The sequence below is a fragment of the Caballeronia sp. BR00000012568055 genome (assembly GCF_029439455.1).
Classification (GTDB): domain Bacteria; phylum Pseudomonadota; class Gammaproteobacteria; order Burkholderiales; family Burkholderiaceae; genus Caballeronia.
The window spans coordinates 24,851-47,372 of sequence record NZ_JAQFVG010000322.1 but is presented as its reverse complement, the minus strand read 5'-3'; the positions used below and the strand labels follow the sequence as shown (position 1 = coordinate 47,372).

Sequence of the window (22,522 nt, the reverse complement as noted above, 5' to 3'; positions counted from 1 at the left end):
TTGAGCGGCGGCGTTGAGCGTTCCGTCGATGGTGGTCTGAAGTTTGTTCTCGTCTCCTTTGATCAGGAAACCGTACATTTCCGCCTGATTGAGATGCATGGGCGTGTGTTGCAGCGGCGACCCGCCTTTGTAGATGTAGTTCGGGCGTTGCATGATGCTTTCCTCCGTTTTCGCATGGCGCGAATGCTGGAAATTGCACGAACGGCTGTATGTCGATTCATTCAGACGCTGCTGCGTAACCGCTTCGTTTTGATTGTTATGAAAGTCGGACACGCGCACGCGATGACAAACCGCGAGAGTGAATCACCGCGAACTATGGCGATGCAACCTGCTTGTTAAAGGCAATCTCACGGCCTTCGCATCAGAAGCGATATCCCACCCGTAAATACGTGACGATCGGATTGAGTTGCACTTTGGTTTCCGCGCGTCGGCTGATCGTGCCGACCGGCGTCTGGGCCTGTGTGGTGAAGGTGCTCGTGGTGCTGATCGGCGCGTAAAGCACGGTGAAGCCCGCAAACCAGTGTTGTGTGAAGGCGTAGTTGAAGCCGACGTTGAACACCGGCGCCCACTGCGCCTCCGCCTCGACCGTTGTCGGTCCGCCCAGCGCCTGATTTTCGAAATTCGTATTGGTGACGCGCGCATTCGTGAACCACGTGCGCGTCACGCCAATGCCGACATACGGTCTGAACTTCGCCTGTGCATCGCGGAAGTAATACTGAAACAACAGCAGCGGCCCCCATTCCCTGATCGTGCCGAGCTTGCCGTAGGGCGCAAGCGCGCCGGTGCCGCTGACATCGTATTTCGGCGGCAGGCCGAACTGAAATTCAGCGGCGATGTGATCGGTGATGAAATAGCCGCCCGACATGCCGAAGGTATCGGCATCCGACACGGCTACGCCCGTATTCGGCACGATGAAGTTCACGGGCGCTCCGCCCACCGAGGTGAACCTGAAGTTGTTGCTGCTGTCCTGCGGCGCGACGTGATACCAGCCGCCGGTGATAAAGATAGTGCCCGCGGTCTGAGCATGAGCCGTCGCGCACAGCGCCGCAGCCACGACGCACGAACCCGCCAGTCGGATCAGATTCATCATTGCGCTCCTCGAAGCGCATGCAACGGCCAGGCTTCCGGGTGTTTTAATTTGGATATCTAATCGATATGATCCGGATGCGATGCCGTGTTCCACGCGTAGGTGATGCGACATGGATTCTTTACCGCCGCGAACCGAGCGTTTCAGCGGTGCGCAGAGGTTCTCTTAACCTAGGTGTTGAGAAAGTGAAAGTCAAGAATGGGCGGCGGGTTGGCGGATGAGCGTGGCGGTGTGGCTGATGACGCGGGGTATGGGCGTTTGCAGCATGTACTGACACTTATCGAATTGACATGTGCATCATCCTGTTGCCACGCTACGTGGCAACAGGATTGTCAGATTTTTTTCCCAGCGAATGCCCGTCGGTCTTAACCTACGAAAACCCCGACGTATTTCAGGCCGTTGTAATTACTTTTGTATGGTTTCGGAACAACGAAATCCGGTTCTGAATAGCAGAAAATCGCATTTGCCCGTTCGATGCCTAATCCAGCACATTTTTCTTTTACCTTATTCATTTCTTCTTCGAGGATAGGAGCTTCTACCAAAATCGTATCTAAATCCACCGCTACATCAAGTCGCGGAATAATCGTTATGTAATCCTCGTCATACCAATCCAATCCTACATCGAGACAGAATTGGCACCTTTTGTAACCTGGCGCGCTGAAATCGCCTTGCACCGAAAAATCCAACTCAAAATATGCGAGATATTCTTCTTCACTGGTGAATGAAGTACCAATCCAAATGTGACACTCAAAAGCCAACTCGTCATTCATTTCGTCACCTCATTCAGATTACTTAATGTGAGCAGCATTCATTGCTGAGATAATGCCTAGAGCCTCTGCTTTACTCGACGCCTTCTGTAGCTTAGCGATCAGCTGGTTATGAAAATGTCGGCCTGCACGAGAACAATGGTGATCGCCATCCGGAATGATATTCCCTTTTTTATCCTTAACTCCTGTAAACTGAATATCCTCCGTTGGCTTTTTCATACTAAGAAGTTCATCGGCTGAAAAACCCAGCTCCTTCGCCTTCGGTGCCAACGATACGGGGAAAAATTCATGCATACCACCACTTCCCCTCAGCGCCGAAGATACGGACGTTTTATTATCTATAATATCTTGGACTGAGGCCTTGTCGAACCAGGCAGTAAATTTGCCGTTCTCCCAAGGCGCCAGACCAAGCGGATCAGCCCACGCAAAGCTGTTGCTTGCGAAACGATATGTGTTAAGTCCACCAATCAACCCTATTGGGTCTTGCGAGACAAAACTTTCCGTCCCCGGATCAAAATACCGATACCGATTGTAATGAAGCCCACTCTCCGCATCAAAATACTGCCCCTGCAATCGAATCGGCTGCTCCACGCCCTGCGCGTCGATATTCTTCGCCTCGCCCGTCACCCCATAACGCGCCGCCCATACCGCTGCCCCTTCTGCATCACGCAGGCGGACCGGTGCGCCATTCGGATCAGTCTCGTAAAAGAATAACGCCGTTTCCTTCAGCAACGCACGGTCAGCCGAAGCGTCCACCGACCGCTCAAGTTCTTGCATCGCAAGCGGCACAAAGGTGCGTAACCGATAAACGAACAATCGCGCCGACGCCGCAACGGTCTCATCGCCGCTCACTTCCGCAGCAAGCTTGTCGCCATCCCACGCGAACCACGTCCGCGCCGCATCGTCCTGTCTGGCTTTGCATACGCGCCGGTCCAGCGCGTCATAAGCGTATTCCCAACGCTCGCCTTTCTCATCGACAAGCCGACGCAAACGGCCGAACGCATCCCAGTGCAAATCCTGGACAGCGCCGCCGGGCGTTCTTTGCCGCACGACCTGACCCGCCCGATTCATCCGCAGCACCGTGCCATCGTGATGCAACAGCACGCGCTCGTCGCCATCGGCGCGCACGGCGGAGAAACGGTCGCCCGCGCGATCGTGCACGAAGCGATGCACCTCGCCCGCCGGGTCCATGTGCGCGACGATCCGCCCGAGCGGGTCATAGCGATACGCATCCGTCCCCAGCCGGCTGTCACGACGCTGCGTGAGATTGCCCGCCGCGTCATAGCGATACTCGATACTCTCGCCAGAGCCACCCGAAGCAGCCGAACCCCGCTCGGCCGCCTGCCGCACCAGCCGCCCCGCCGCGTCGTAGGCGAAGCGAAACGTCAGCCGGTCATTGACGCGTTGCGCATCGAGCCGCCCGAGTGCATCGACGCTAAGGCGCAATGGCTCGTGATCGCCAATCCGATGACGCGCCAGCCACCCGCGCACGTCGTACGTAAAGCGCTGCGTCTCCGACAACACTGCCGCTTCGCCGCCGGCGTTGCGCCACGACTGCGTCTGACTCGAAAGCCGTCCCGCCGCGTCGTACGCATAGTCGATCGCCGCCGCGCCGCCCGGCAGCCGCTGCGTCTCACGAATCAGATTGCCGTCCGCATCGAGCAGGCGTTCGACGGTGCTGCACGCATTGCGCGCTTCGATCAGATGCCCGCGCGCGTCATACGCGAAGCGCTCCTCTTCGCCGTCGTCGGCACGCCGCGCGACCACGCGCCCGAGCGGATCACAAGTCATCGCCAGCGTTTGCCCCAGCGCATCGACGGTACGCGTGAGATGTCCGGCAATGTCGTAGCTGTAACGCCGCGCCTGTTTCCAGTAATCCACCTCCGCGACCAGCCGTCCGCCCGCGTCGCGGATCAGTTGCCAGACCTCGCCGCGCTGATTGATCACGCCGGTCAGCTGCTCTTCCGTGTCGTATCGATACTGCACGCGGCTGCCGTCCGGGTCCGTGCGCGCGCACAGCCTGCCCTGGCCGAAATACTCGAAGCGCGTCTCGCGGCCCATCTCATCGACATACCGCGTGAGTTCGTCCTCGGCGTCGTATGCGCAGTTCACGGTGTCAGCGCCCCGCAGCCGGGCGGAGGTCAGCCGGTTCTTCGCATCGTGGCGAAACGCGCTGACGCCACCGTCCGCATCGATCCTGCGCACGACATTGCCGCGTGCATCGTGCTCGAAACGCGTTACGTTGCCCAGCGGATCGATCAGGCGGGCGACAAATCCGTACGCGTCGTATCCCAGCCGCGTGTCTTGTCCCGCGGAATCGATCACGCAGATCAGTTGACCGCGCGCGTCGTAGCGATAGCGCATGCGCACACCCAGCGGCGTGCTCTGGGCGAGCAGGTTGCCGCGCGCATCCCATTCCTGACGCCACGCGCCGCCGTCGGGATCGACGAAGCATACTGGCCTGGCCGCTTCGTCATAGGTGATCGCCACGACGCTCTGGTCGGGCCGCGTCAGCGCGAGCAGATTGCCGAGTTCGTCGTATGTCCAGGTCGTGACATGACCGGCCGGATCGATTTCCGCGCAGGTGCGGCCTCGTTCATCATATTGATAACTGTAGACATCGCCGAGCGGACCAATGCGCGCCACCGGCAAATCCCGCTCGTCGTATTGCAGAACGGTCGTATGTCCGAGCGAATTGGTGAGCCGCGTCTCCAGCCGTTCGGTGTCGTAGACGAAGCGGTAATCGAACAGCCCGTGGTCGCCCCACGCGTGATCGACGCGCCAGAGACCGTCCTCGTGCAGTCGATGGCTGTAATGAAACGACAGCCCGTTACGGTCCGTATGCCGCACCATGTTGCCGCTCGCCGCATAGTCGAAGCAATACGGCTTGTCCAGCGCGTCGAACACCGCGACGAGATTGCGCGCGGCGTCCACTTCGTAGCGCACCAGCGGATGACTCACGCCCTCGGCATCGTGAAGCGTGAAGCGACCTGCATCGCATGAAACGGCGCGGCCGGCCGGTGCATCGCCCGACCATTCCACCATGCGCCGCAGCGCGCCATCCGCCAGGCGTTCGAAGCGCCAGGCGTTGCCGTTGAGATCGCTCAGTTGCGAGACACGCAGCACCAGCCGCGCGTGCGGCGCAAGAAACGCGACTTCCTGCTCCCACGTCCGAGGCAAGGGATAGCGATATTCGCAGCTCTCGCGGGTGCGAAGCACGAAATCGTCGCCATCACGATACAGCGCGTGCCCGTTTTGCAAGTCATGAACGCGCGCCTCCCATCCGGTCCGACGGGGTAATTCGGCGAAGGCCGCGAGATGATCGCAAAAGGCCGCATATGCGACGTACTCGCCCTCAAAGAGCGTGAGTTCGAGCCGCGTATCGGCGAGCGTCTGCCAGCCCCGTCCGGCCGAACCGCAATACGCGTCGTGACTCGCGTAGAAGCGATTCCATACCAGCGGCAATCGTCCTGCCACCTTGAAATCGTTCTGTTGCACGACGACTTCGCCCGTGACCGAATTCACCGGCTCCGCATCGAAAATCACGCATTTCACGAAGCCCGACGGAAACTTCTCGAACAGGCGCTTGGCCAGCGCCGAGCCGCGAAACGCCAGGAACAGCCCCTTGAGCGTCGCAGCGATATTCAGCATTGGCGGGCCGCCGACCAGCACCGGCCGCCCGGCCGGAATCGGCAACATCACCGAGGTCGGCAGCGACAGATAGTCCCGCTTCATATGCGAGCCCTTCTTGTCCGAGGGCTTCATCCCGACGACCGAGCAGGACAGCGCGGGCAGCGCGCCAAACGACATCGGGTCGTTGTTGGCGAGCACGGTCTTGCTGCCCATGAACGCTTCGGAATCGTGTGACGGGATTTTCGCGTCCGGTCCGCCAAAACCCGCGCCCAGCGGAAAGTGCAGCCCCGGCACGTGATACGTGTGCGTGCCGAGAGTCGTACGCATCATGCCGTTGACGAGAATCGGCCGGCCGCCGCCGCCCGAACCGGCGCCCGCGCCCAGCATGTTCTTCAGTGCGTCGTACTTTTCGCGGGCCGCATCGGCGAGTTTTTTGGCTTTCAGCGCCGCGGCGACGGCCGGATTCTGCATCGCCCCGGCAACCGCCTTGCCGGCCAGCGCCGTTCCGGCGGCCATCGCTTTCTGCGCGAGTTCGCAGTTCTCCAGCACGGCCTCCAGCGCGGCATCCTTCAGCGCGCTCTCGATTGCGCCGATCGCCGCTTTCGCCGCGTTCGAATACTCGTCGAGATCGAGCACGAAGCCCACATGCGGATGCGGCAGCGGCACCGGTGCGGGCGACGGCGGAATATTGACCATATGGACATCGACGCCCACCACCGGATCGAAGTGTTTGACGGCGGGGACGCTCATTGCGGCTGCACCTCGGCGCTGTGCGCCGCCGGATCGCGCGGCTCGCCCGGCTCACGCATGGCAACGCGATCACGCCAGCGCGCACCGAACAGGGCGATCAGGCGCGCATGCAGCGCATCGCGCCTGCCGTGCAGCGGGCCGATGCGCTCCAGCATCCATTGAGCGACGACCGGCACGGTGCTTTGTTCACGCATGGCCGGCTCCATGCGCCCGGCGGTCGCCAGCGCGCGGAAACCCGACTCGATGGCCGACTCGCGCCAACGCGCCTCGTCGAGACACCACGCATGCATGCGCCATGCTTCGACCGCGAGCGTCAAGTCTTCCGCCCGCTCGCAATGCGCCGCCGCACGCTGATAGCACGGCGCGGCTTTGAGCGGCTGACGGCGCACCAGGTGCACGCTCGCCTCGCCGAACAGGGCGTTGGCGGCAAGCTTGTCGCCGGCGGGATGGCCCGCCTCGATCGTCTGTGCGCTGCTCGCCAGCGCCGCGCGATACGCGCCGATCGCCTGCGCGTGGTCCTGCCATTTCAGATAGGCCGAGCCCGCCAGCAGATCGACGACCACGCATTGGTCGAACCACTGCTCCCGCCGTGCGACGGCGAGCGCCGCCCCGCGCAGACGGTCCAGCCGCGCCGGGTCGCCGTGTTCCAGCGTCTCGATCAATTCGATGAACAGCCGCCTGAACTGGCCGCCCGGACCGCGCTCGCCCGACGCCGCAGCGAGTTCGCGCGGCACCGCCTGCATGTGATACTTGCCGCGCACAAGCCGCGCCGCCTTCGGCCATTGCCGAAGCAAGCCCGCGTACGGCGCTGCATCGAGGATCGGCGTGGCATGGCGCAGCCTGAGCGCCAGCGACGCGTGATCCTTCTGCTGCGCGAGCAGCGTGTTCAGCCACGCGGCGAACGCAGCGTCATCGCGGGCATCGCCCGGATCGAACACGAGCACCATCACGAAGAAAAACTCGGGGTGATGATCCATCAGGCTTTCCACCACGCGCAGCAGATATTGCACGCCGGTTTCGCGCCGCCGCTGCGGTGCATGCCAGTCCGCGACGATGCCGCTCTTCTCGCTGCCCGCGCGTCTTGATTCGTAAAACGAAATAATTTCGGCAGCGAGCGCGTCGGCGTAGCGCGCGGGTTGGACGAAGGGCGTGCGCAGACACAGCACCGCGCTCGACATCTGCTCGCCCGCGTTGCAGTAGGTTCTGACGAGTTCGCGGTCGGCTTCGCTGGTCTGCCACAGCAGCACGCGCGCGTCGCGGTCTTTCAGGAACGTGAGCCAGTCGGCGTGGGCATCGAGAAGGCGGCGCTCCACCGCGTTCGTGGGCGTAAAGGCTTGCATGGGATCGCTCCTCGCCGCTCACGGATTGAGCATGAGCACGGTGCCTTCCACCGTGTTTTTCGCAGTCGCCGACGAAGTCACCGACATCCCCTTGATCGTGTGTGACTTCGATCCCTTCGAGGTGATGTTCTCTCCGTTGATGGTGATGTTTCCCGCGCTGTCCATCTCGATCGCCGACTTGCCGCACACCAGCTTGAGCGACGTGCCCGCCGTCACGGTGATCGTCTGCGCCACGCCGATGGTCTGGTCGCCCGACACCTTCACGGTCTGCGCGCCACCGACCGTCACGCCGTGCGCACCGCTGACGGTCTCGATCCGGTCGCCCTTGACAGTGACGTGATGCGTTCCCTCCACATTGATGTCGTAGTCCGCGCCCACCTTGAGTTGCTTGCCTTGCGTGACGGTTTCTTCCTTCGACTTCGACACGGTTTCGCGCTTGAAACCGGTCACCGCCACGCTGCGGTCGCCCGAGACCGCGACAATATCGTTGCCGGTGATGGTCTCGTGATGATTGCCGCCGATGCTGGTGGTGTCGTCGTTGGTAATCGACTTGCTGCGGCTCGCCTGAAAGGTGAGCGACTCGTCTCCGGTGACGGTTTCGGTGCGCGTACCTTTTACGGTGGTGGTCTCGTTGCGGCCCACGGTGGCGGTGCGGTCGCGCTTCACACTGGCGGTTTCGTCGTTGCCGATGGTCTTGCTGCGGTCCGCGCCCACCGAATGTGTTTCGCTCGCCTCCACTTCGAGGCTGTGATCGCGCTCGGCGTGAATCACGAGGCGCTCATGTCCCTTCGCGTCCTCGAAGCTCAGTTCGTTGCAATGCCCGACAGCGCCGCCCGTGGTCGAGCGGCTTTTCACGCCCCACTGCGTCATGTTCGCGGGCAGCTCGAACGGCGGCATGTTGTCCGCGTTATAGAGCCGCCCGACGATCACCGGTTTGTCCGGATCGCCTTCAAGAAAATCGACGATCACTTCCTGACCGATACGCGGAATGGCGACCATGCCCCACTTCGCGCCCGCCCACGGATGACTCACGCGAATCCAGCACGAACTGTTCTCGTCGGACTGGCCCACGCGGTCCCAGAAAAACTGCACTTTCACGCGTCCGTACGGGTCGGTGTAGATCTCATCGGACTTCGGGCCGACCACCACGGCCGTCTGCGGCCCGCGCACCACCGCCTTGCGCGTGATTCGCGCGGGCGCGAACGCGCGCGTTGCGTCGATCGCCGAGATGCGCACTTCGAAACGCGTCTCGTGTGGCGCGTCGAAGCTTTCGTAATCGGCATAGTCGATCTCGAAGCAGGCCCGCGTGATCAGATACTGGCTGTTCAGATCGTCGCGCGGATGTTCAGCGAGCGTGAACAGCGCGCCAGTCTGCACGCCGCGCGCGTTCGTCAGCGCATCGATGCCATGCCAGTCGGGCGCGCCGCCGTCCGCCTCCGCATCGCTGTCGAATTCGTCGCCGCGAATCCGCGCCAGGCTTTCGCCATCGGCGGGCAAGACATAGCCGCCGGGGAAATCGAATTGTTCGAGATCGGCGAAGTCTGTGAAACCCGGCATCTCCTTGACGTTGCGGCTGAGCAGCGAAGCGGTCGGGTGCTCGAAGTCGTAGTCGGTCAGCACGAAGTTGCGCGTCTCGACTGCGTAATGCGTGCGCCACTGCGTCACGTACTCCATATACGGCACGCCGGTGGGCGACTCGCGGTAAGGCAGCCGTTCGTAACCCGGCACCGGTTCGTGCGCGGCGGGGCCGTCGCTGAAGATCAGCTTTTCGACGCCGTCGCGCTGAGCGAACCAGTAATAGATGCCCTCGTCCTCCAGCAGCCGGCTGATGAAGTGGAAGTCCGACTCGCGGTACTGCACGCAATATTCGCGCACCGGATGCGTTCGGGCGTCGGCCTGCCAGAGCACCTCGCCGCGTTCGAGCGACTGATACATCGGATCGGCGAAGATCGCCTTGACGATGTCCTGCACCGTCATGCTCTGAAAGATGCGGCAGTTGGTGCGCCGCGTGAGGAACCAGAGCCACGGGCGAATGCACGCGCGGTACTGATGCAGCCGCCCGCGCAGCCCTTCCTGCCGGAACGCGACGATATAGCCGGGCATCAGACGCTCACCGCCGCCCGACAGCGCGATATGCACCGTCACGTGTTTGCCGAGCACGTCGCGCAACTCGATATCGCCGCGTGGCGAAAGGAGTAACACGTCATAACGCGTGAGACGGCCCAGTTCCACCGTGCCGCGCAGAGTATGGAACAGCAGATCCTGTCCAAGCGGCGTGTCGATGCTCATCGCTGCGGGAGCCATGCGAGATCCTCCGTGACATGCGGTTATCGACGCCCGGCGGGCGGCTGAGCGCTCAGCGCGTTTCGGTGGTGGTGATGTTCCACCCCGCCGTCACCGCAGCGCCGGTGCTGCCGTCCTTTTCCTGCGGCTTGTAGTCGTGCTGAATGTCTTCGTAGGCGAGACGCACCGTGCCGATGGTCCCGTGCGGTCCGCAGTCGTGCGTGACATGAGAGACGAACGCGTTCTTCAGCGTGATCGTCAGATACTCCTTCTGCTCGCCGCCTGCCTTGCACACCACCAGCTTCGCGCTCGAAAAGTGCTTGCCCGCCGCGCAATGCTTCATCAGCAGCGGCGAAGCCTTGTCGTAGTGATGCGTGAATTCGAGGTGATGCGGCTCGGCCTTGCCGATGCCGTGACCGCCGCCGTCACCCGCGGTCGATGTGTTGGTCACGCCGCATTTCCAGCTGAGCACCTGGATATATTTTTCCGCACCCTTGTGAGTGCATTCGCCATCGACGCCGTCGAGCTTGAGATAGATATCGTTTGCCATTAAGAACTCCGCATGAAAGTCCGGGGATACTGCATGGCCAAGACGATCCAGCACGGCAGATTTTTGAAGACCGCCGATCGGCGGAGATGCGGCAACGCATCGGCGGCAAAGCAATGCGCAGGAAAACGAATTTGTTCAAAGCGCCAACGCATGGTTCGTTCTCTCGCTCAGAAGGCGTCGCGCAGCGGCGCGGCGGTTTTCATCGGCGAAACGAAAGATATGAGCGATTCCGGGCGCGGCGTGCGCCTTCTCCCCTCGCTGCTAGACCGCCTGACGGACGAGCATCCGCAACGCGCGAGCGAACCGCTCGACGCGCGCTTCATGTCGGGCGACGATCTGCGCGCCTCGGTGCTTCGCGAGCTGCGGTGGATCTTCAATAGCGTCGGGCAGGCCAGCGGAATCGATGCGAAACGGCATCCGCATGTCAGCGATTCCGTGCTGAACTACGGACTCCCAAGTATTGTCGGCCACTACGCGGCGAGCGTCGATTTCGACCGTCTGCAAAGCGCGATGCGCCGCGCCATCGTGCGCTTCGAGCCACGTATCCTGCCCGCGTCGATCGTGATCGAACCCGCGTCGGGACGCAGCAAGCCCGAATCGCTCAATCAGATCGCACTGGTGATCCGCGCGCTGCTGTGGTTTCGGCCCGCGCCGCTGGAAGTCGTGATGCGCACGCAGATCGACCTGGAAAACGGCGGCGTGACCGTCGATACACCCGGAGCCTGACGCAATGGACCCGAGACTCTTGCGCCACTACGAAACCGAGCTGCGTTATCTGCGCGAGATGGGCGCGGAATTCGCGCGAGATTTTCCGAAGATCGCCGGCCGGCTCGGCCTCCCGCGCGACGGCACCACCGATGTCGCCGACCCCTATGTCGAGCGTCTGCTGGAAGGCAGCGCGTTTCTCGCGGCGCGCGTGCAATTGCGCATCGACGAAGAGTTTCCGCGTTTCACGCAGCGCATGATGCAGACGCTGATGCCGCAAGCCATCGCGCCGACGCCGTCGATGCTCGTCGCGCAATTCCAGCCCGACCTGAGCAATCCGAATCTCGCCAAGGGTTTTGTGCTGGCGCGCGGCGCGGCGCTGACCTCGAAGGAAGCGATCGGCACCCGCACCGCGTGTCAGTTCCGCACCGGCGCGGCGCTCACGCTCTGGCCGCTCGAGCTGACCGAGGCCGCCTGGCTGCCGCGCGCCGCCGACCTGCCGCTCGCTGGCGTGCCGGCGCTCGCGCCGCTGGTCACGCGCGTGCGCGGCGTGCTGCGGCTGCGGCTCGCGGTTCCCGAAGGCCTGAGCATCGACGCCCTGAAGCTCGACACGCTTTCGCTGTTTTTCAGCGGCGACGAGACGCCCGCGTGGCGTCTGCATGAAGCCGTGTTGTCCCACGCGCTGGCGATCACCGTGAGCGCACCGTCGCGCCCGCTCAAGCACCTGTTCACGCTGCCCGCCAGCGCCCTCTCCCACCCCGGCTTCGACGACGACGAAGCGCTGCTGCCCGCCACCGCGCAAGGCCTGCGCGGCTACCGGCATGTGCGCGAGTACTTCGCGTTCCCACAGCGGTTTCGCTTCGTGCGGATCGACGGGCTCGGGCGCGCGCTGCCGCATATCGCGGGCCGCGAAGTCGAGCTGAATATCCTTCTTGGCCGAAGCGACGCGCTGCTCGAACACGCGGTGTCACGCGAGCACGTGCTGCTCAATTGCGTTACCGCCGTCAACCTGTTTGCCAGACAGGCGGATCGCGCGCTGGTGTCGGATCAATCGGTCGATTTTCATGTCGTGCCCGACCGCTCGCGGCCGCTCGACTTCGAGGTCCATTCGGTGACGGGCGTGCGTGGTTACAGCGGCGGCTCCGGCGAACAGGTTTTCTCACCGTTCTATGCAGCCTTCCACGACACGCGCGGCGAAGACACCGCGTGGTTCACCACCGAGCGCCTGCCGCGCGCGCCGCGCGGTCCGGACACCGTGCGGCGCGCGGGCGGCATCGACACCGGCTACGTGGCGAGTGAGGTGTACGTGTCGATCGTCGATGCGCGCCATGCGCCCTGGCCGCGCAGTTTGCGCCAGCTCGCCTTCGAAACGCTCTGCACCAACCGCGACCTGCCGATGTCGATTCCGCTCGGCGGCGCGCGCGGCGACTTCACGCTCGACGTCGCCGCCCCCGTGACCGCGATTCGCCGCATCAGCGGACCGTCGCAGCCGATTCCCGCCGTGCTGGAGGTGCAGGACGGCTGGCGGCTGATCGATCATCTGTCGCTCAACTATCTGTCGCTGCTCGACGCGAATCCCGAGCAGGGCGCGGCCGCGCTGCGCGCCATGCTGATGCTCTACGTCGCGCCCGCCGACAACGAGGCCGCCGCGCACGCGGGCGGCGTGCGCTCGGTGCGCGCGCAGCCGGTGGTGCGGCGGCTCGCGCTGCCGGGACCGATCACCTTCGCGCGGGGCCTGGCCATCGATCTGACTTTCGATGCGGCCGCCTTCGCCGGCGCGGGCGCACATGTCCTCGCGCGCGTGCTCGACTCGTTCTTCGCGCGCTACGTGTCGATCAACTCGTTCGTGCAGACCACCGTGCGCGATATCGACGGCCGCACCCTCCACGCAGGAGTTCCGCGATGCGGCGCCCGGGCGACGATCTGAGCGCGCCGCGCGCCGAACCGCTCCCTGCGTGCGAACGGGAGCTGGCCGACTATCTGCGCGAGGTGGCGCGCGAGCCGCATCGGCATCATTTTTTTCAGGTGCTGCGGCGCATCGAGGCGCTCACGCCGCACGCGCCGCCTTTGGGAACCGCGCTGCGGCCCGCGCAGGAAGTCGTGCGGATCGGCCAGATTCCGTCGCTCGCGTTTGCGCCCGCGCCGATCGCGGCGCTCGAATACGATGCCGCCAGCGATACCGCCGATGACACGAACGCGCGCCGGGCCAACCGTCCCGCGCGCCTCTCGCAGTACTTTTTCGGCTTTCTCGGTCCGAACGGGCCGTTGCCGCTGCATCTCACGGAGTTCGCGCGCGAGCGTCTGGTGCAGGAGCACGATCCGTCCTTCGCGCGGTTTCTCGATGTGCTGCTGCATCGCTACGCCTTGCTGTTTTATCGCGCGCAGGCGCAGGCGCAACCCGCCGCCAGCCTCGACCGCGGGGGCGACAGCCGCTTCGCCGCTTTTGTCGGCGCGCTGTTCGGGCTGGCGCATCCATCGTGCCGCAGCCGCGATGCCGCGCACGATCATCTGAAGCTGCGTCACGCCGTGCATTTCGGCCGTGAATCGCGGCCGCTCGAAGGACTGCATGCGATCCTCGTTGCGGCCTTGCGCGTGCCGCTGCATATCGAGCCGTTCGTCTGCGAGCGGCTGGCCATCGCGCCCGAAGAACGCTTCACGCTCGGCGCAGCGCAGGGCCTGGGCGCGGGCACCGTGCTCGGCGCGCACGCGCTGGCGCGGCAGTATCGCTTCCGCGTGATTGCGGGACCGCTCACGCTGACGGATGCCGAATCGCTGCTGCCCGGCGGAACGCGTCTGCCGGTGATGACGGCGCTGGTCCGCCAGTATCTGAACCGGGAACTCGCGTGGGATCTGCGCCTCGTTTTCAAGCCCGGCGAAGTGCCGCCGCTGTTGCTGGGACGCCGCGCGCGGCTGGGCTGGACCACGTTTCTGAATGCCGGTCCGGGCGCGCACGGCGAGGCGCGCGCCGCCGCAGTCTATGGCCCCTTGCTCGACGCCGACGCGCGCGTGCCGCTGCCCGGCGCGTCCTGAGCCGTGAGGCGCATCCGCATTCCAAACCCGGCGCGGCCGATTCGTCTTGAAAGCGCTCACCCCGTATCGAGGACAAGCCATGGCTGACATCAAGGTCAACACGCTGATCGACAAGCTCAATCCGCTCATGCGCCACGCGATGCACGAGGCGATGGTGTCCTGTGGCAAGCGGAAGAATCCCGCTGTCGTTCTGGATCATCTGTTCGCGGAATTGCTGTCCGATGCGCGCTGCGATCTGGCGCGCATCGTCGCCCATTTCGATATCGACATGGCGCGGCTGAGCGCCGATCTGACGCGCTCGCTCGAACAATTGCCGCGCGGCGCGACGTCCAGAGCGGAGATCTCGGACGAGCTGATCGACACACTCCAGAGCGCGTGGACCTACACCAGCCTGAGGTTCGGCGAAACGCAGGTGCGCAGCGGACATCTGCTGATCGCATTGCACGACACCCGGCATCAGCGCGCCATGCTCACGTCGATGTCGGCGCAATTCAGCCGCATCAAACGCGACGAACTGTGCGATGCCTTCGCCGCCATCACCGAGCGCAGCGCGGAAAACGGTCTCGCCGACGGGACCGCGAACGGCACGCCACCGGCTGCCACGGGCGCGAACGCAGCGTCACGCACGCCCGCCTCGACGGCCCTCGCGCGCTACGCCGTCGATCTGACCGCGAAGGCCGCACGCGGCGAACTCGATCCCGTCACCGGCCGCGACGACGAGATCCGGCAACTGGTCGATATCCTGATGCGCCGCCGTCAGAACAATCCCCTGCTGACGGGCGAAGCGGGCGTCGGCAAGACCGCGGTGGTGGAAGGCTTCGCGCAGCGGCTGGCGCGCGGCGACGTGCCGCCGCTTCTGCAAGGCATCACGCTCTATGCGCTCGATCTCGGCTTGCTGCAGGCGGGCGCGGCCGTCAAGGGCGAATTCGAAAAGCGCCTGCGCGAAGTGATCGACGAAGTGATCTGCAGTCCCGCGCCGATCGTGCTGTTCATCGACGAGATGCACATGCTGGTCGGCGCGGGCGGCGCGGCCGGCACCGGCGACGCCGCCAACCTGCTCAAGCCGGCGCTGGCGCGCGGCAACCTGCGCACCATCGGCGCGACGACCTGGGCCGAGTACAAGAAGTACGTCGAGAAAGATCCGGCGCTGACGCGGCGCTTTCAGGTGGTTCAGGTGAGCGAACCAGACGAAGCCCGCGCGCTCGGCATGCTGCGCGGCGTGGCGCCGATGCTGGAGGCGCACCACCGCGTGCAATTGCTTGACGAAGCGATGGAAGCGGCGGTGCGTCTGTCGCATCGCTACATTCCGGCGCGGCAGTTGCCGGACAAGGCCGTGAGTCTGATCGACACCGCCTGCGCGCGCGTCTCGGTGAGCCAGCATGCGACGCCCGCCGCCGTCGAGGATCGGCAGCGGCGCATCGAAGCCTTGCGCGCGGAGGCGGCGATTGTCGAACGCGAACGCAGCGTCGGCGTGGAACGCAGCGCGCGTGCGCAAGAACTGAGCGATGAGATTGCGCAGCAGCAAGCCGCGCTCGATACCCTCAGCGCACGCTGGAACGCCGAGCGCGCGCTGGTCGAAAAGCTGCTCGGCGTGCGCGCGCAACTGCGCGCTCCGCAAGCCGATGCGCCGCGCGCACCCGACGACGCAGCATCGAACCACGCACTCACGCGCGAGGCGCTGCTCGCCGAACTGCGCGACTGTCAGCGCGAACTCTCGCAATTGCAGGGCGAAACGCCGCTGGTGCTGTCGAGCGTGGATGAAGGCGCGGTGGCGAGCGTGGTCGCGGACTGGACCGGCATTCCGGTCGGACGCATGATGCGCGACGAAATCGACACCGTGCTCAGGCTCGCCGATATCCTCGACGAACGCGTGATCGGCCAGCGTCACGCGCTCGAAACCATCGCGCGGCGGATTCAGACTTCACGCGCGGGCCTCGACGATCCATGCAAGCCCATCGGCGTGTTTCTGCTGTGCGGCACCTCGGGCGTCGGCAAGACGGAAACCGCGCTGGCGCTCGCCGAGGCGCTCTACGGCGGCGAGCAGAACGTCATCACCGTGAACATGAGCGAGTTCCAGGAGGCGCACACGGTGTCCACGCTCAAGGGCGCGCCGCCGGGCTACGTCGGTTACGGCGAGGGCGGCGTGCTGACCGAGGCGGTGCGGCGGCGTCCCTACAGCGTCGTGCTGCTCGATGAAGTCGAAAAGGCCCATCCCGATGTGCACGAGCTGTTCATTCAGGTGTTCGACAAGGGCAGCATGGAGGACGGCGAAGGACGGCGCATCGACTTCCGAAACACCGTGATTCTGCTGACTTCGAACGTCGGTTCCGAACTGATCCGGCACGCCTGCGACGGACATGCCGCGCCGCCCTCGCCCGCCGAGATCGCCGCCGCGCTGCGCGCCCCGCTGCTGCAGGTGTTTCCCGCCGCGCTGCTCGGCCGCCTTGTCACCGTGCCGTATTACCCGCTCTCCGACGAGATGCTCGCGCGCATCGTGCGTCTGCAGTTCGGGCGGATTGCGCGGCGAATCGAATCGAATCATCGCGCGGCTTGCCTTTATGACGATGCCGCCATCGAACATGTCGTGGCCCGCTGCACGGATACCGACTCCGGCGGTCGCGTGATCGGCGCCTTGCTCACCCATACCGTGCTGCCGCGCATTTCGACGGAGTTTCTCACGCGACTTTCGCAGAGCGAGCCGCTCACGCGCATCACGCTGAGCGCGCGCGACGGCGAATTCGTATACGGCTTCGAATGAGGCCATCGACCAAGAGGACGCTTGCCCGATGCTCACGCTCACCGTCACCGCGTGCGGCGGCCTGCCGCTTGCCGAACCGCTCTCGACCTCGTTCGATCCGCACGGCGGCACGATCGGGCGCGCCGAGACCAGCCAGCTCGTGCTGGCCGACCCGGAGCGCCGCGTGTCGCGGCTGCAGGCGCGCGTCGAATGTCTCGAAGGCCGCTGGCGTCTCACGCAGCATGGCGCGAATCCCGTGCTGGTGAACGGCCATCCGGTCGAAACCGGCGAAGCGATCGGCCTGGCCGATGGCGACCGTCTCAGCATCGGCGCATACGACATGCGCGCGCGGATCGACGACTCCGCGCCGCGCGCGGACTTCGGCGACAGCGGCAATCATCCGCTCTCGCTGCATCGACCACCCGAAGCGCCGATGCAACCGCCGCTCGACGTGCCGGCGCTGCCATGCGCCGATCCGCTGTCGATCTTTCTCGACATGCGCCGGGCGCACCACGCGTCTGCGCACGCCGCCGCGACGCTCTCCGAGCCCGTGAGCGCGCCGAACACGTACCACGGCAACAACGCGCTCGACAGTCTGAGCGCCGCGCCGCAAGTGCCGCCGCACAGCCTGCCGGGCTGGGGCGCGGGCATCGACGGCGCATTTCCCGCCGCGGCCGACCCGCCGATGCCGGTTCACGCCGGACGCGACGAATCTGCCGGGCATATCGACTCCATCGAGCAGGCTGCGCACCCGCCGCCCGACGCATCGCTGCGCGCCGCATTCGCGCGCGGCGCGGGCATGAACGAAGCCGACGTGCCCGAATTCACGCCCGAATTCGCGGCGCGCGTGGGCGGGCTGTTGCGTGAATCGCTGCAGGGCACGGTCGATCTGCTGGTCGCGCGCCAGATGATCAAGCAGATGGTGCATGCACGCATGACGCTGATCGAGGCGCACGACAACAATCCGCTCAAGCACGCCGCCAACGCCGACGCGGCGCTCAAAAGCGTGCTCGGGCCGCCGATACGCGGATACCTGAATGGCGACGACGCACTGCGCGATGCCTGCAACGACCTTCGTGCGCATCAATTCGGCTTTCTGGCCGGCCTGCGCGGTTCGATCGGCGGGCTGTTCGCACGCTTTTCGCCGCAGCAGATCGGTGCATCCGCGCCGCCGGCTTCGGCGTGGCAGGCCCGTTCCCGCCTGCTGCGCGACGCGCAGCGCTGGCGTCACTACGAACGGCTGTACGCGCGTCTCGTCGTCGATTCCGAAGAGGACTTCTTCACGCTGTTCGGCAAGACCTTCTTGTCCGCGTACGAAGAAGCCGTCGCTCAACATAAACGCTGAAGGCTCACCGATGCGCTTCGACCTTGCCAGCATCACCGATCAGGGCGGACGCCGCCGCAATGAAGACCGTCTCGCGCTTATCGAGCACCGGCGGTTGTTCGCGGGTGTCGTCGCCGATGGCGCGGGCGGTCACGGCGGCGGCGACGTGGCGGCGCAGCTCGTGGTGGACACGGTATCGGCCGCCTTGCGCGAGTGCGCCGGGCGCGGCGACGGCATGCAATCCACGCTGCTCACCGATGCGCTGATCGCCGCTAATGAAGCTATCGTCAAGGCGCAGGCGGCGGGCGGCGCGCTTGCCCGCATGCGCTCCACGGCCGCCGTGCTGGCCATCGACCCGCTCAGCGGGCACGCTATCTGGGCGCATTGCGGCGACACGCGCATCTATTGTTTCCGGCGCGGCCACACTGCGTTTCAGACCATCGACCACAGCATGGTGCAGCAACTCGTCGATGCCAACCTGCTCGCGCCCCGCGAAATGCGCCGCCATCCGCTGCGCAACCTGTTGCTGGCGGCGCTCGGCACCGAAGATGCGCTGCCCGTGCAGGTCGCCGCCGCGCCGTTCGCCATTGCGGACGGCGACGTGTTCCTGGTGTGCAGCGACGGCCTGTGGGAGCATATCGACGAATCGGCGATGATCGACGCGATCGGCCACGCCGACGATGCCGAAAGCTGGCTGACGACGCTGGCGGCCCGCGTGAAGCGCGCCGCGCCGCCGCGCGCGGACAATCTCAGCGCCGTGGCGATATGGGCCGGCGCGCCGCGCGAAGCGACCGTGCTGGAGCGCGCGGCGCGCAAAAACACGCAGACGGCGAAGCAGTGACAGGCCACGCTGGCCGCGCTGGCCAAAACCATAGCACTCCGGATTAAAGCATCGGAAATACAAAAAGGCGGCCGGCTTACGCCGGGCCGCCAGCTTCTCCCTCGTATTTTCTGTCCGGCCTCAGCCTTGCACGGCCGGCAGTCTCGACACCAGCCGCAGCGACACGCCCAGTTGCTCCAACTGGTAATGCGGCCTCAGCCAGAAGGTCGCCTGGTAGTAGCCCGGCGATCCCTCCACTTCCTCGACCTTCACCTGGGCCGCCGCCAGCGGCTTCTGCGACTTCACCACCACCGACGAATGGGTCGGGTCTCCATCGACATAGTCCATGATCCAGTCGTTCAGCCAGCGCTGCATCTCGTCGCGCTCCTTGAACGAGCCGATCTTTTCGCGGCACAGCACCTTGAGATAGTGCGCGAAGCGGCTGCACGCGAAGATGTACGGCAGACGCGCGGACAACTCGGCGTTTTCGGTGGCGAAGGCGCGGTTGAACTTGGCCGGCTTTTGCAAGGTCTGTGCGCCGATGAACACCGCCTCGTCCGCATGCTTGCGATGCACCAGCGGACTCAGGCCGTTGCGCGACAGTTCGAACTCCCGCCGCTCGGAAATCGCTATTTCGGTCGGGCATTTGCTGTCTATGCCGCCGTCGTCGGTCGGGAAGGTATGGAGCGGCAGATTCGGCACGCTGCCGCCATCTTCCGCGCCGCGAATGCGCGTGCACCAGCCGTAGAGCTTGAACGAGCGGTTGATGTTGACCGCCATCGCGTAGGCCGCGTTGGCCCATGCGTAACGCTCGTGGTTGGTGCCATCCACGGCTTCCTCGAAGTGGAACGCCGACACCGGATCGGTCTTCGCGCCATACGGCAGGCGCGCGAGAAAGCGCGGCATGGTCAGCGCGATATAGCGCGAATCTTCCGATGAGCGCAGCGACCGCCATGCCGCGTAATCGTCCGTCGTGAAGGTCTTGGCGACGTCCCGCTTGTCGTCGAGTTGCTGCCACGAGTCGATTCCGAGCAACGAAGACGCGGCCGCCGAAATGAACGGCGCATGCGCGGCCGCCGCCGTCTTGGCGATCTCCGCCAGCAACTTGACGTCCTGCGGATGATGATCGAAGTAGTAGTCGCCGACCATCACGCCGTACGGCTCGCCACCCAGCTGCCCGAACTCTTGTTCGTAGATCTGTTTGAAGAACGGCGTCTGGTCCCACGACGCGCCGGTCGCGCGGCGCAGCATGTCACCCAGTTCATCCTTCTTGATGTTCATCACGCGGATCTTCAGTTGCGTGTCCGTTTCGGAATTGCGCACGAGATAGTCCAGGCCGCGCCACGCACCTTCCAGCTTCTGAAAATCCGGATGATGCAGGATCAGGTTGACCTGATCGGTGAGACGCTCGTCGATGGCGGCGATCATCTCGTCGATCGTGCGCAGGGTGTCGTCGGCGATCAGCGAATCCTCCTTCAACGCTTCGCGCGCGAGCGTCTGAATGGCATGCTGAACGGCGCGGCCGGCATCTTCGGAGCGCGGCCGGAACTCTTTTTGCAGCATCGCGGCGAATTCGTCGAAATTATCGGACGTCGCGCTTCCGGCGGATGGCGCGTCGGTCTCGGCGTGCTGAATGGGCAAGGTATCGGGCATGACGGAATCCTCGAAGAAAATGCGTTAAGCGTCATTGCGCTTCGGGCGCGCCGGCCGGGGCTGCGTCCCCCGGAGCGTCCCTATGCGCGTCGTTGGCTGCGTTGCCCCCGGCGGCGAGCGATTTCAATAACGCAGGATTCCTGAGCGCTTCGGTCAGCATTTTTTCCGCGCCGCCCCGGCCGTCGAGCATCAGTTTGAGTCGGTCGAGCTGATTGCGCACCTCCAGCAGCGCGTTCAGCTCGGGCACGTTGCGCGCGATCGCGCCGGGACCGAAATCGTCCATCGATTTGAAGGTGAGACTCACCATCAGATTGTCCTCGCCGGTCAGCGTGTTTTTGACCGGAAACGCCACGGACGGCTTCATCGCCGCCATGCGCTGGCCGAAATTGTCGATATCGAACTCCTGAAACGCGCGCTTCTCGACCGGCGGCACGGTGTCGGTGGTCTTGCCGCTCAGATCCGACAACACCGCCATCACGAACGGCAGTTCCTTGCGCTCCTCGGCATCGCCTTTTTCGACGTCATAGCCGATATGCACGCGCGGCTCGCGGTTGCGGCCAATAATCTTGGTTGAACTTTCCATGCTTGCTCTCCTGCGGTTGGCTGTGAAAAGACGATTCGCGACGCGCGTATTGAAAGCGCCTTCGGTACTTCATGAAGATTTCGTCTGTCCCGGCGGACAGATCCCGGCGACGGCGTAGATCTGTTTGAGCGACTCGGGCGCGAGTTCGCGAATCACGCCGATGAAGTCCATCGTCAGCAGTGCGATCGCCCGCCGGATCAGCAGCGGCGCGGGATGGGCCGGCTCGGCGCGCTCCAGAAACACGCTGACGGCTTCGAGCCAGGCGATCGCATCGGCGCGCGAGGTGAGCGCGCTGGGTGTGCTGAGTGTGCCGGGCGTGCTGGGCATGCCGGTCGGCCGAGGCGCAGCGGATACCGGCGCGGCGGCCGCGGGGGTATCTGCGGGGGCATCGGCGGGGGCGTTCGCGGGCCTGTCCGCCGATGCCCCGAGCGCCTTGCTCGCCACCGCCACGGCCTTGTCGGCCGCGCGCGCGAGGGCATCGCCGATATCTTTGGCGAGCATCTCGAACAACACGGCGAGCGGTTCCAGCCTGGGTGACGACTGCATGCCGAAGCGTTCGTCGAACGCCGCTTCGAGCGCACGCGCGAGTCCCGGCAGACGCAGCGGCACATCGAGGCCGGGCGTGGTCTCGGCGACGGCCTGATCCAGATGCTTGTGATGCAAGGCAAGCGCCGGCGGCGTCAGCTTGCCAAGCTGGGCACGCTCGATCTCGCGCAGGCTCGGCGTCTCGCCGCGCCGCCGCACCGCTGGCATGTCGCGCAACGTACGCATGAAGGCGGGCGCGGCAAGTTCCGAGAGCACGTTGCATCTGAAACTCAGATCGAAACCGTCCGGCGCGGCGGGATCCGGGTCGCGCGCGGGATGCAGGCTGTCCCAGTAGCGCAGACACAGTTCTCGCATCAGATGCAGTCCGGCTTCGCAGCCTGCTAGTCCATCGAGCGCGGTAACGGCGCGCAGCCAGATCATGCCGATGCGCAAGTCCTTGGTCTGCTCGAGCAGCGCTTCTGCGCGCGCCTTGACATCGACCCAGTTGGGCGTCACGGCCGGAATGGCGTCTTCCGGGCTGATGCGTTGCTCGGGCCGGCCTTCGGCGTCGGTCAGAAGCGCCATGAACGCGTGCGTGTCCTCCAGATTCGGGCCGCCGGGCGCATCGTCTGCATCGTCCGCGACGGGCGCGACGGGCGCGAGCAGCGGCTCGATCCATGCCTGCACGTGTGCGGGCGGAATCACATCGATTAATTCGGATACCTTCATGATTCG

Annotated in this window: 15 protein-coding genes; 6 read left to right on the top strand and 9 right to left on the bottom strand. The window is 64.7% G+C overall.

Annotation, left to right across the window (positions count from 1 at the left end; translation table 11 throughout):
- Positions 1 to 361 precede the first annotated feature (361 nt).
- The 6 genes from P7F28_RS26735 to P7F28_RS26710 form a co-directional block, all read right to left on the bottom strand.
- The gene (locus P7F28_RS26735) at positions 362 to 1,090 is read right to left on the bottom strand and encodes an OmpW family protein (RefSeq protein WP_277187851.1); all 729 of its coding nucleotides are present in this window, start codon (positions 1,088 to 1,090) and stop codon (positions 362 to 364) included.
- 362 nt (positions 1,091 to 1,452) lie between these two features.
- Positions 1,453 to 1,857 carry an immunity 22 family protein gene (locus P7F28_RS26730; RefSeq protein WP_277187850.1) on the bottom strand — a complete coding sequence of 135 codons (405 nt, stop codon included), beginning with the start codon at positions 1,855 to 1,857 and terminating at the stop codon, positions 1,453 to 1,455.
- Between the two features lie 18 nt (positions 1,858 to 1,875).
- Entirely contained in the window at positions 1,876 to 6,237 is a 4,362-nt protein-coding gene (locus P7F28_RS26725; protein ID WP_277187848.1) for an RHS repeat-associated core domain-containing protein, read from the bottom strand.
- Positions 6,234 to 7,577 (bottom strand): hypothetical protein, encoded by a 1,344-nt coding sequence (locus P7F28_RS26720; RefSeq protein WP_277187846.1) that lies wholly within the window; start codon positions 7,575 to 7,577, stop codon positions 6,234 to 6,236. The genes P7F28_RS26725 and P7F28_RS26720 overlap by 4 nt, the downstream gene beginning before the upstream one ends.
- An 18-nt stretch (positions 7,578 to 7,595) precedes the next feature.
- Positions 7,596 to 9,881: a type VI secretion system Vgr family protein gene (locus P7F28_RS26715; protein ID WP_277187844.1), complete on the bottom strand. Its 2,286-nt coding sequence runs from the start codon at positions 9,879 to 9,881 to the stop codon at positions 7,596 to 7,598.
- Positions 9,882 to 9,933: 52 nt separating this feature from the next.
- Positions 9,934 to 10,410: a type VI secretion system tube protein TssD gene (locus tag P7F28_RS26710; RefSeq protein WP_277187841.1), complete on the bottom strand. Its 477-nt coding sequence runs from the start codon at positions 10,408 to 10,410 to the stop codon at positions 9,934 to 9,936.
- A 150-nt stretch (positions 10,411 to 10,560) separates the two neighbouring features.
- On the opposite strand from P7F28_RS26710, the gene tssE reads away from it, so the two are divergent.
- The 6 genes from tssE (at position 10,561) to P7F28_RS26680 (ending at position 19,047) form a co-directional block, all read left to right on the top strand.
- Entirely contained in the window at positions 10,561 to 11,136 is a 576-nt protein-coding gene (gene tssE, locus P7F28_RS26705; RefSeq protein ID WP_277187839.1) for a type VI secretion system baseplate subunit TssE, read from the top strand.
- A gap of 4 nt (positions 11,137 to 11,140) precedes the next feature.
- Complete coding sequence (tssF, locus tag P7F28_RS26700) at positions 11,141 to 13,042, top strand: type VI secretion system baseplate subunit TssF (protein WP_277187838.1); 1,902 nt, start codon at positions 11,141 to 11,143, stop codon at positions 13,040 to 13,042.
- The gene (tssG, locus tag P7F28_RS26695; protein ID WP_277187836.1) at positions 13,018 to 14,145 is read left to right on the top strand and encodes a type VI secretion system baseplate subunit TssG; all 1,128 of its coding nucleotides are present in this window, start codon (positions 13,018 to 13,020) and stop codon (positions 14,143 to 14,145) included. The genes tssF and tssG overlap by 25 nt, the downstream gene beginning before the upstream one ends.
- Positions 14,146 to 14,224: 79 nt before the next feature.
- Positions 14,225 to 16,903 carry a type VI secretion system ATPase TssH gene (tssH, locus tag P7F28_RS26690; RefSeq protein ID WP_277187834.1) on the top strand — a complete coding sequence of 893 codons (2,679 nt, stop codon included), beginning with the start codon at positions 14,225 to 14,227 and terminating at the stop codon, positions 16,901 to 16,903.
- A gap of 28 nt (positions 16,904 to 16,931) precedes the next feature.
- Entirely contained in the window at positions 16,932 to 18,227 is a 1,296-nt protein-coding gene (gene tagH, locus P7F28_RS26685; RefSeq protein WP_277187832.1) for a type VI secretion system-associated FHA domain protein TagH, read from the top strand.
- Between the two features lie 10 nt (positions 18,228 to 18,237).
- Complete coding sequence (locus P7F28_RS26680; RefSeq protein ID WP_277187830.1) at positions 18,238 to 19,047, top strand: PP2C family serine/threonine-protein phosphatase; 810 nt, start codon at positions 18,238 to 18,240, stop codon at positions 19,045 to 19,047.
- 120 nt (positions 19,048 to 19,167) lie between these two features.
- Here the strand turns inward: P7F28_RS26680 and tssC are convergent, their stop codons facing one another.
- From tssC to P7F28_RS26665, 3 genes are all read right to left on the bottom strand, one after another.
- Positions 19,168 to 20,679, bottom strand: coding sequence for a type VI secretion system contractile sheath large subunit (gene tssC / locus P7F28_RS26675; RefSeq protein WP_277187828.1), 1,512 nt, complete (start codon positions 20,677 to 20,679; stop codon positions 19,168 to 19,170).
- A gap of 31 nt (positions 20,680 to 20,710) precedes the next feature.
- Complete coding sequence (gene tssB, locus P7F28_RS26670) at positions 20,711 to 21,262, bottom strand: type VI secretion system contractile sheath small subunit (RefSeq protein WP_277187826.1); 552 nt, start codon at positions 21,260 to 21,262, stop codon at positions 20,711 to 20,713.
- Positions 21,263 to 21,331: 69 nt separating this feature from the next.
- Entirely contained in the window at positions 21,332 to 22,516 is a 1,185-nt protein-coding gene (locus P7F28_RS26665) for an ImpA family type VI secretion system protein (RefSeq protein ID WP_277187824.1), read from the bottom strand.
- Positions 22,517 to 22,522: the final 6 nt, after the last annotated feature.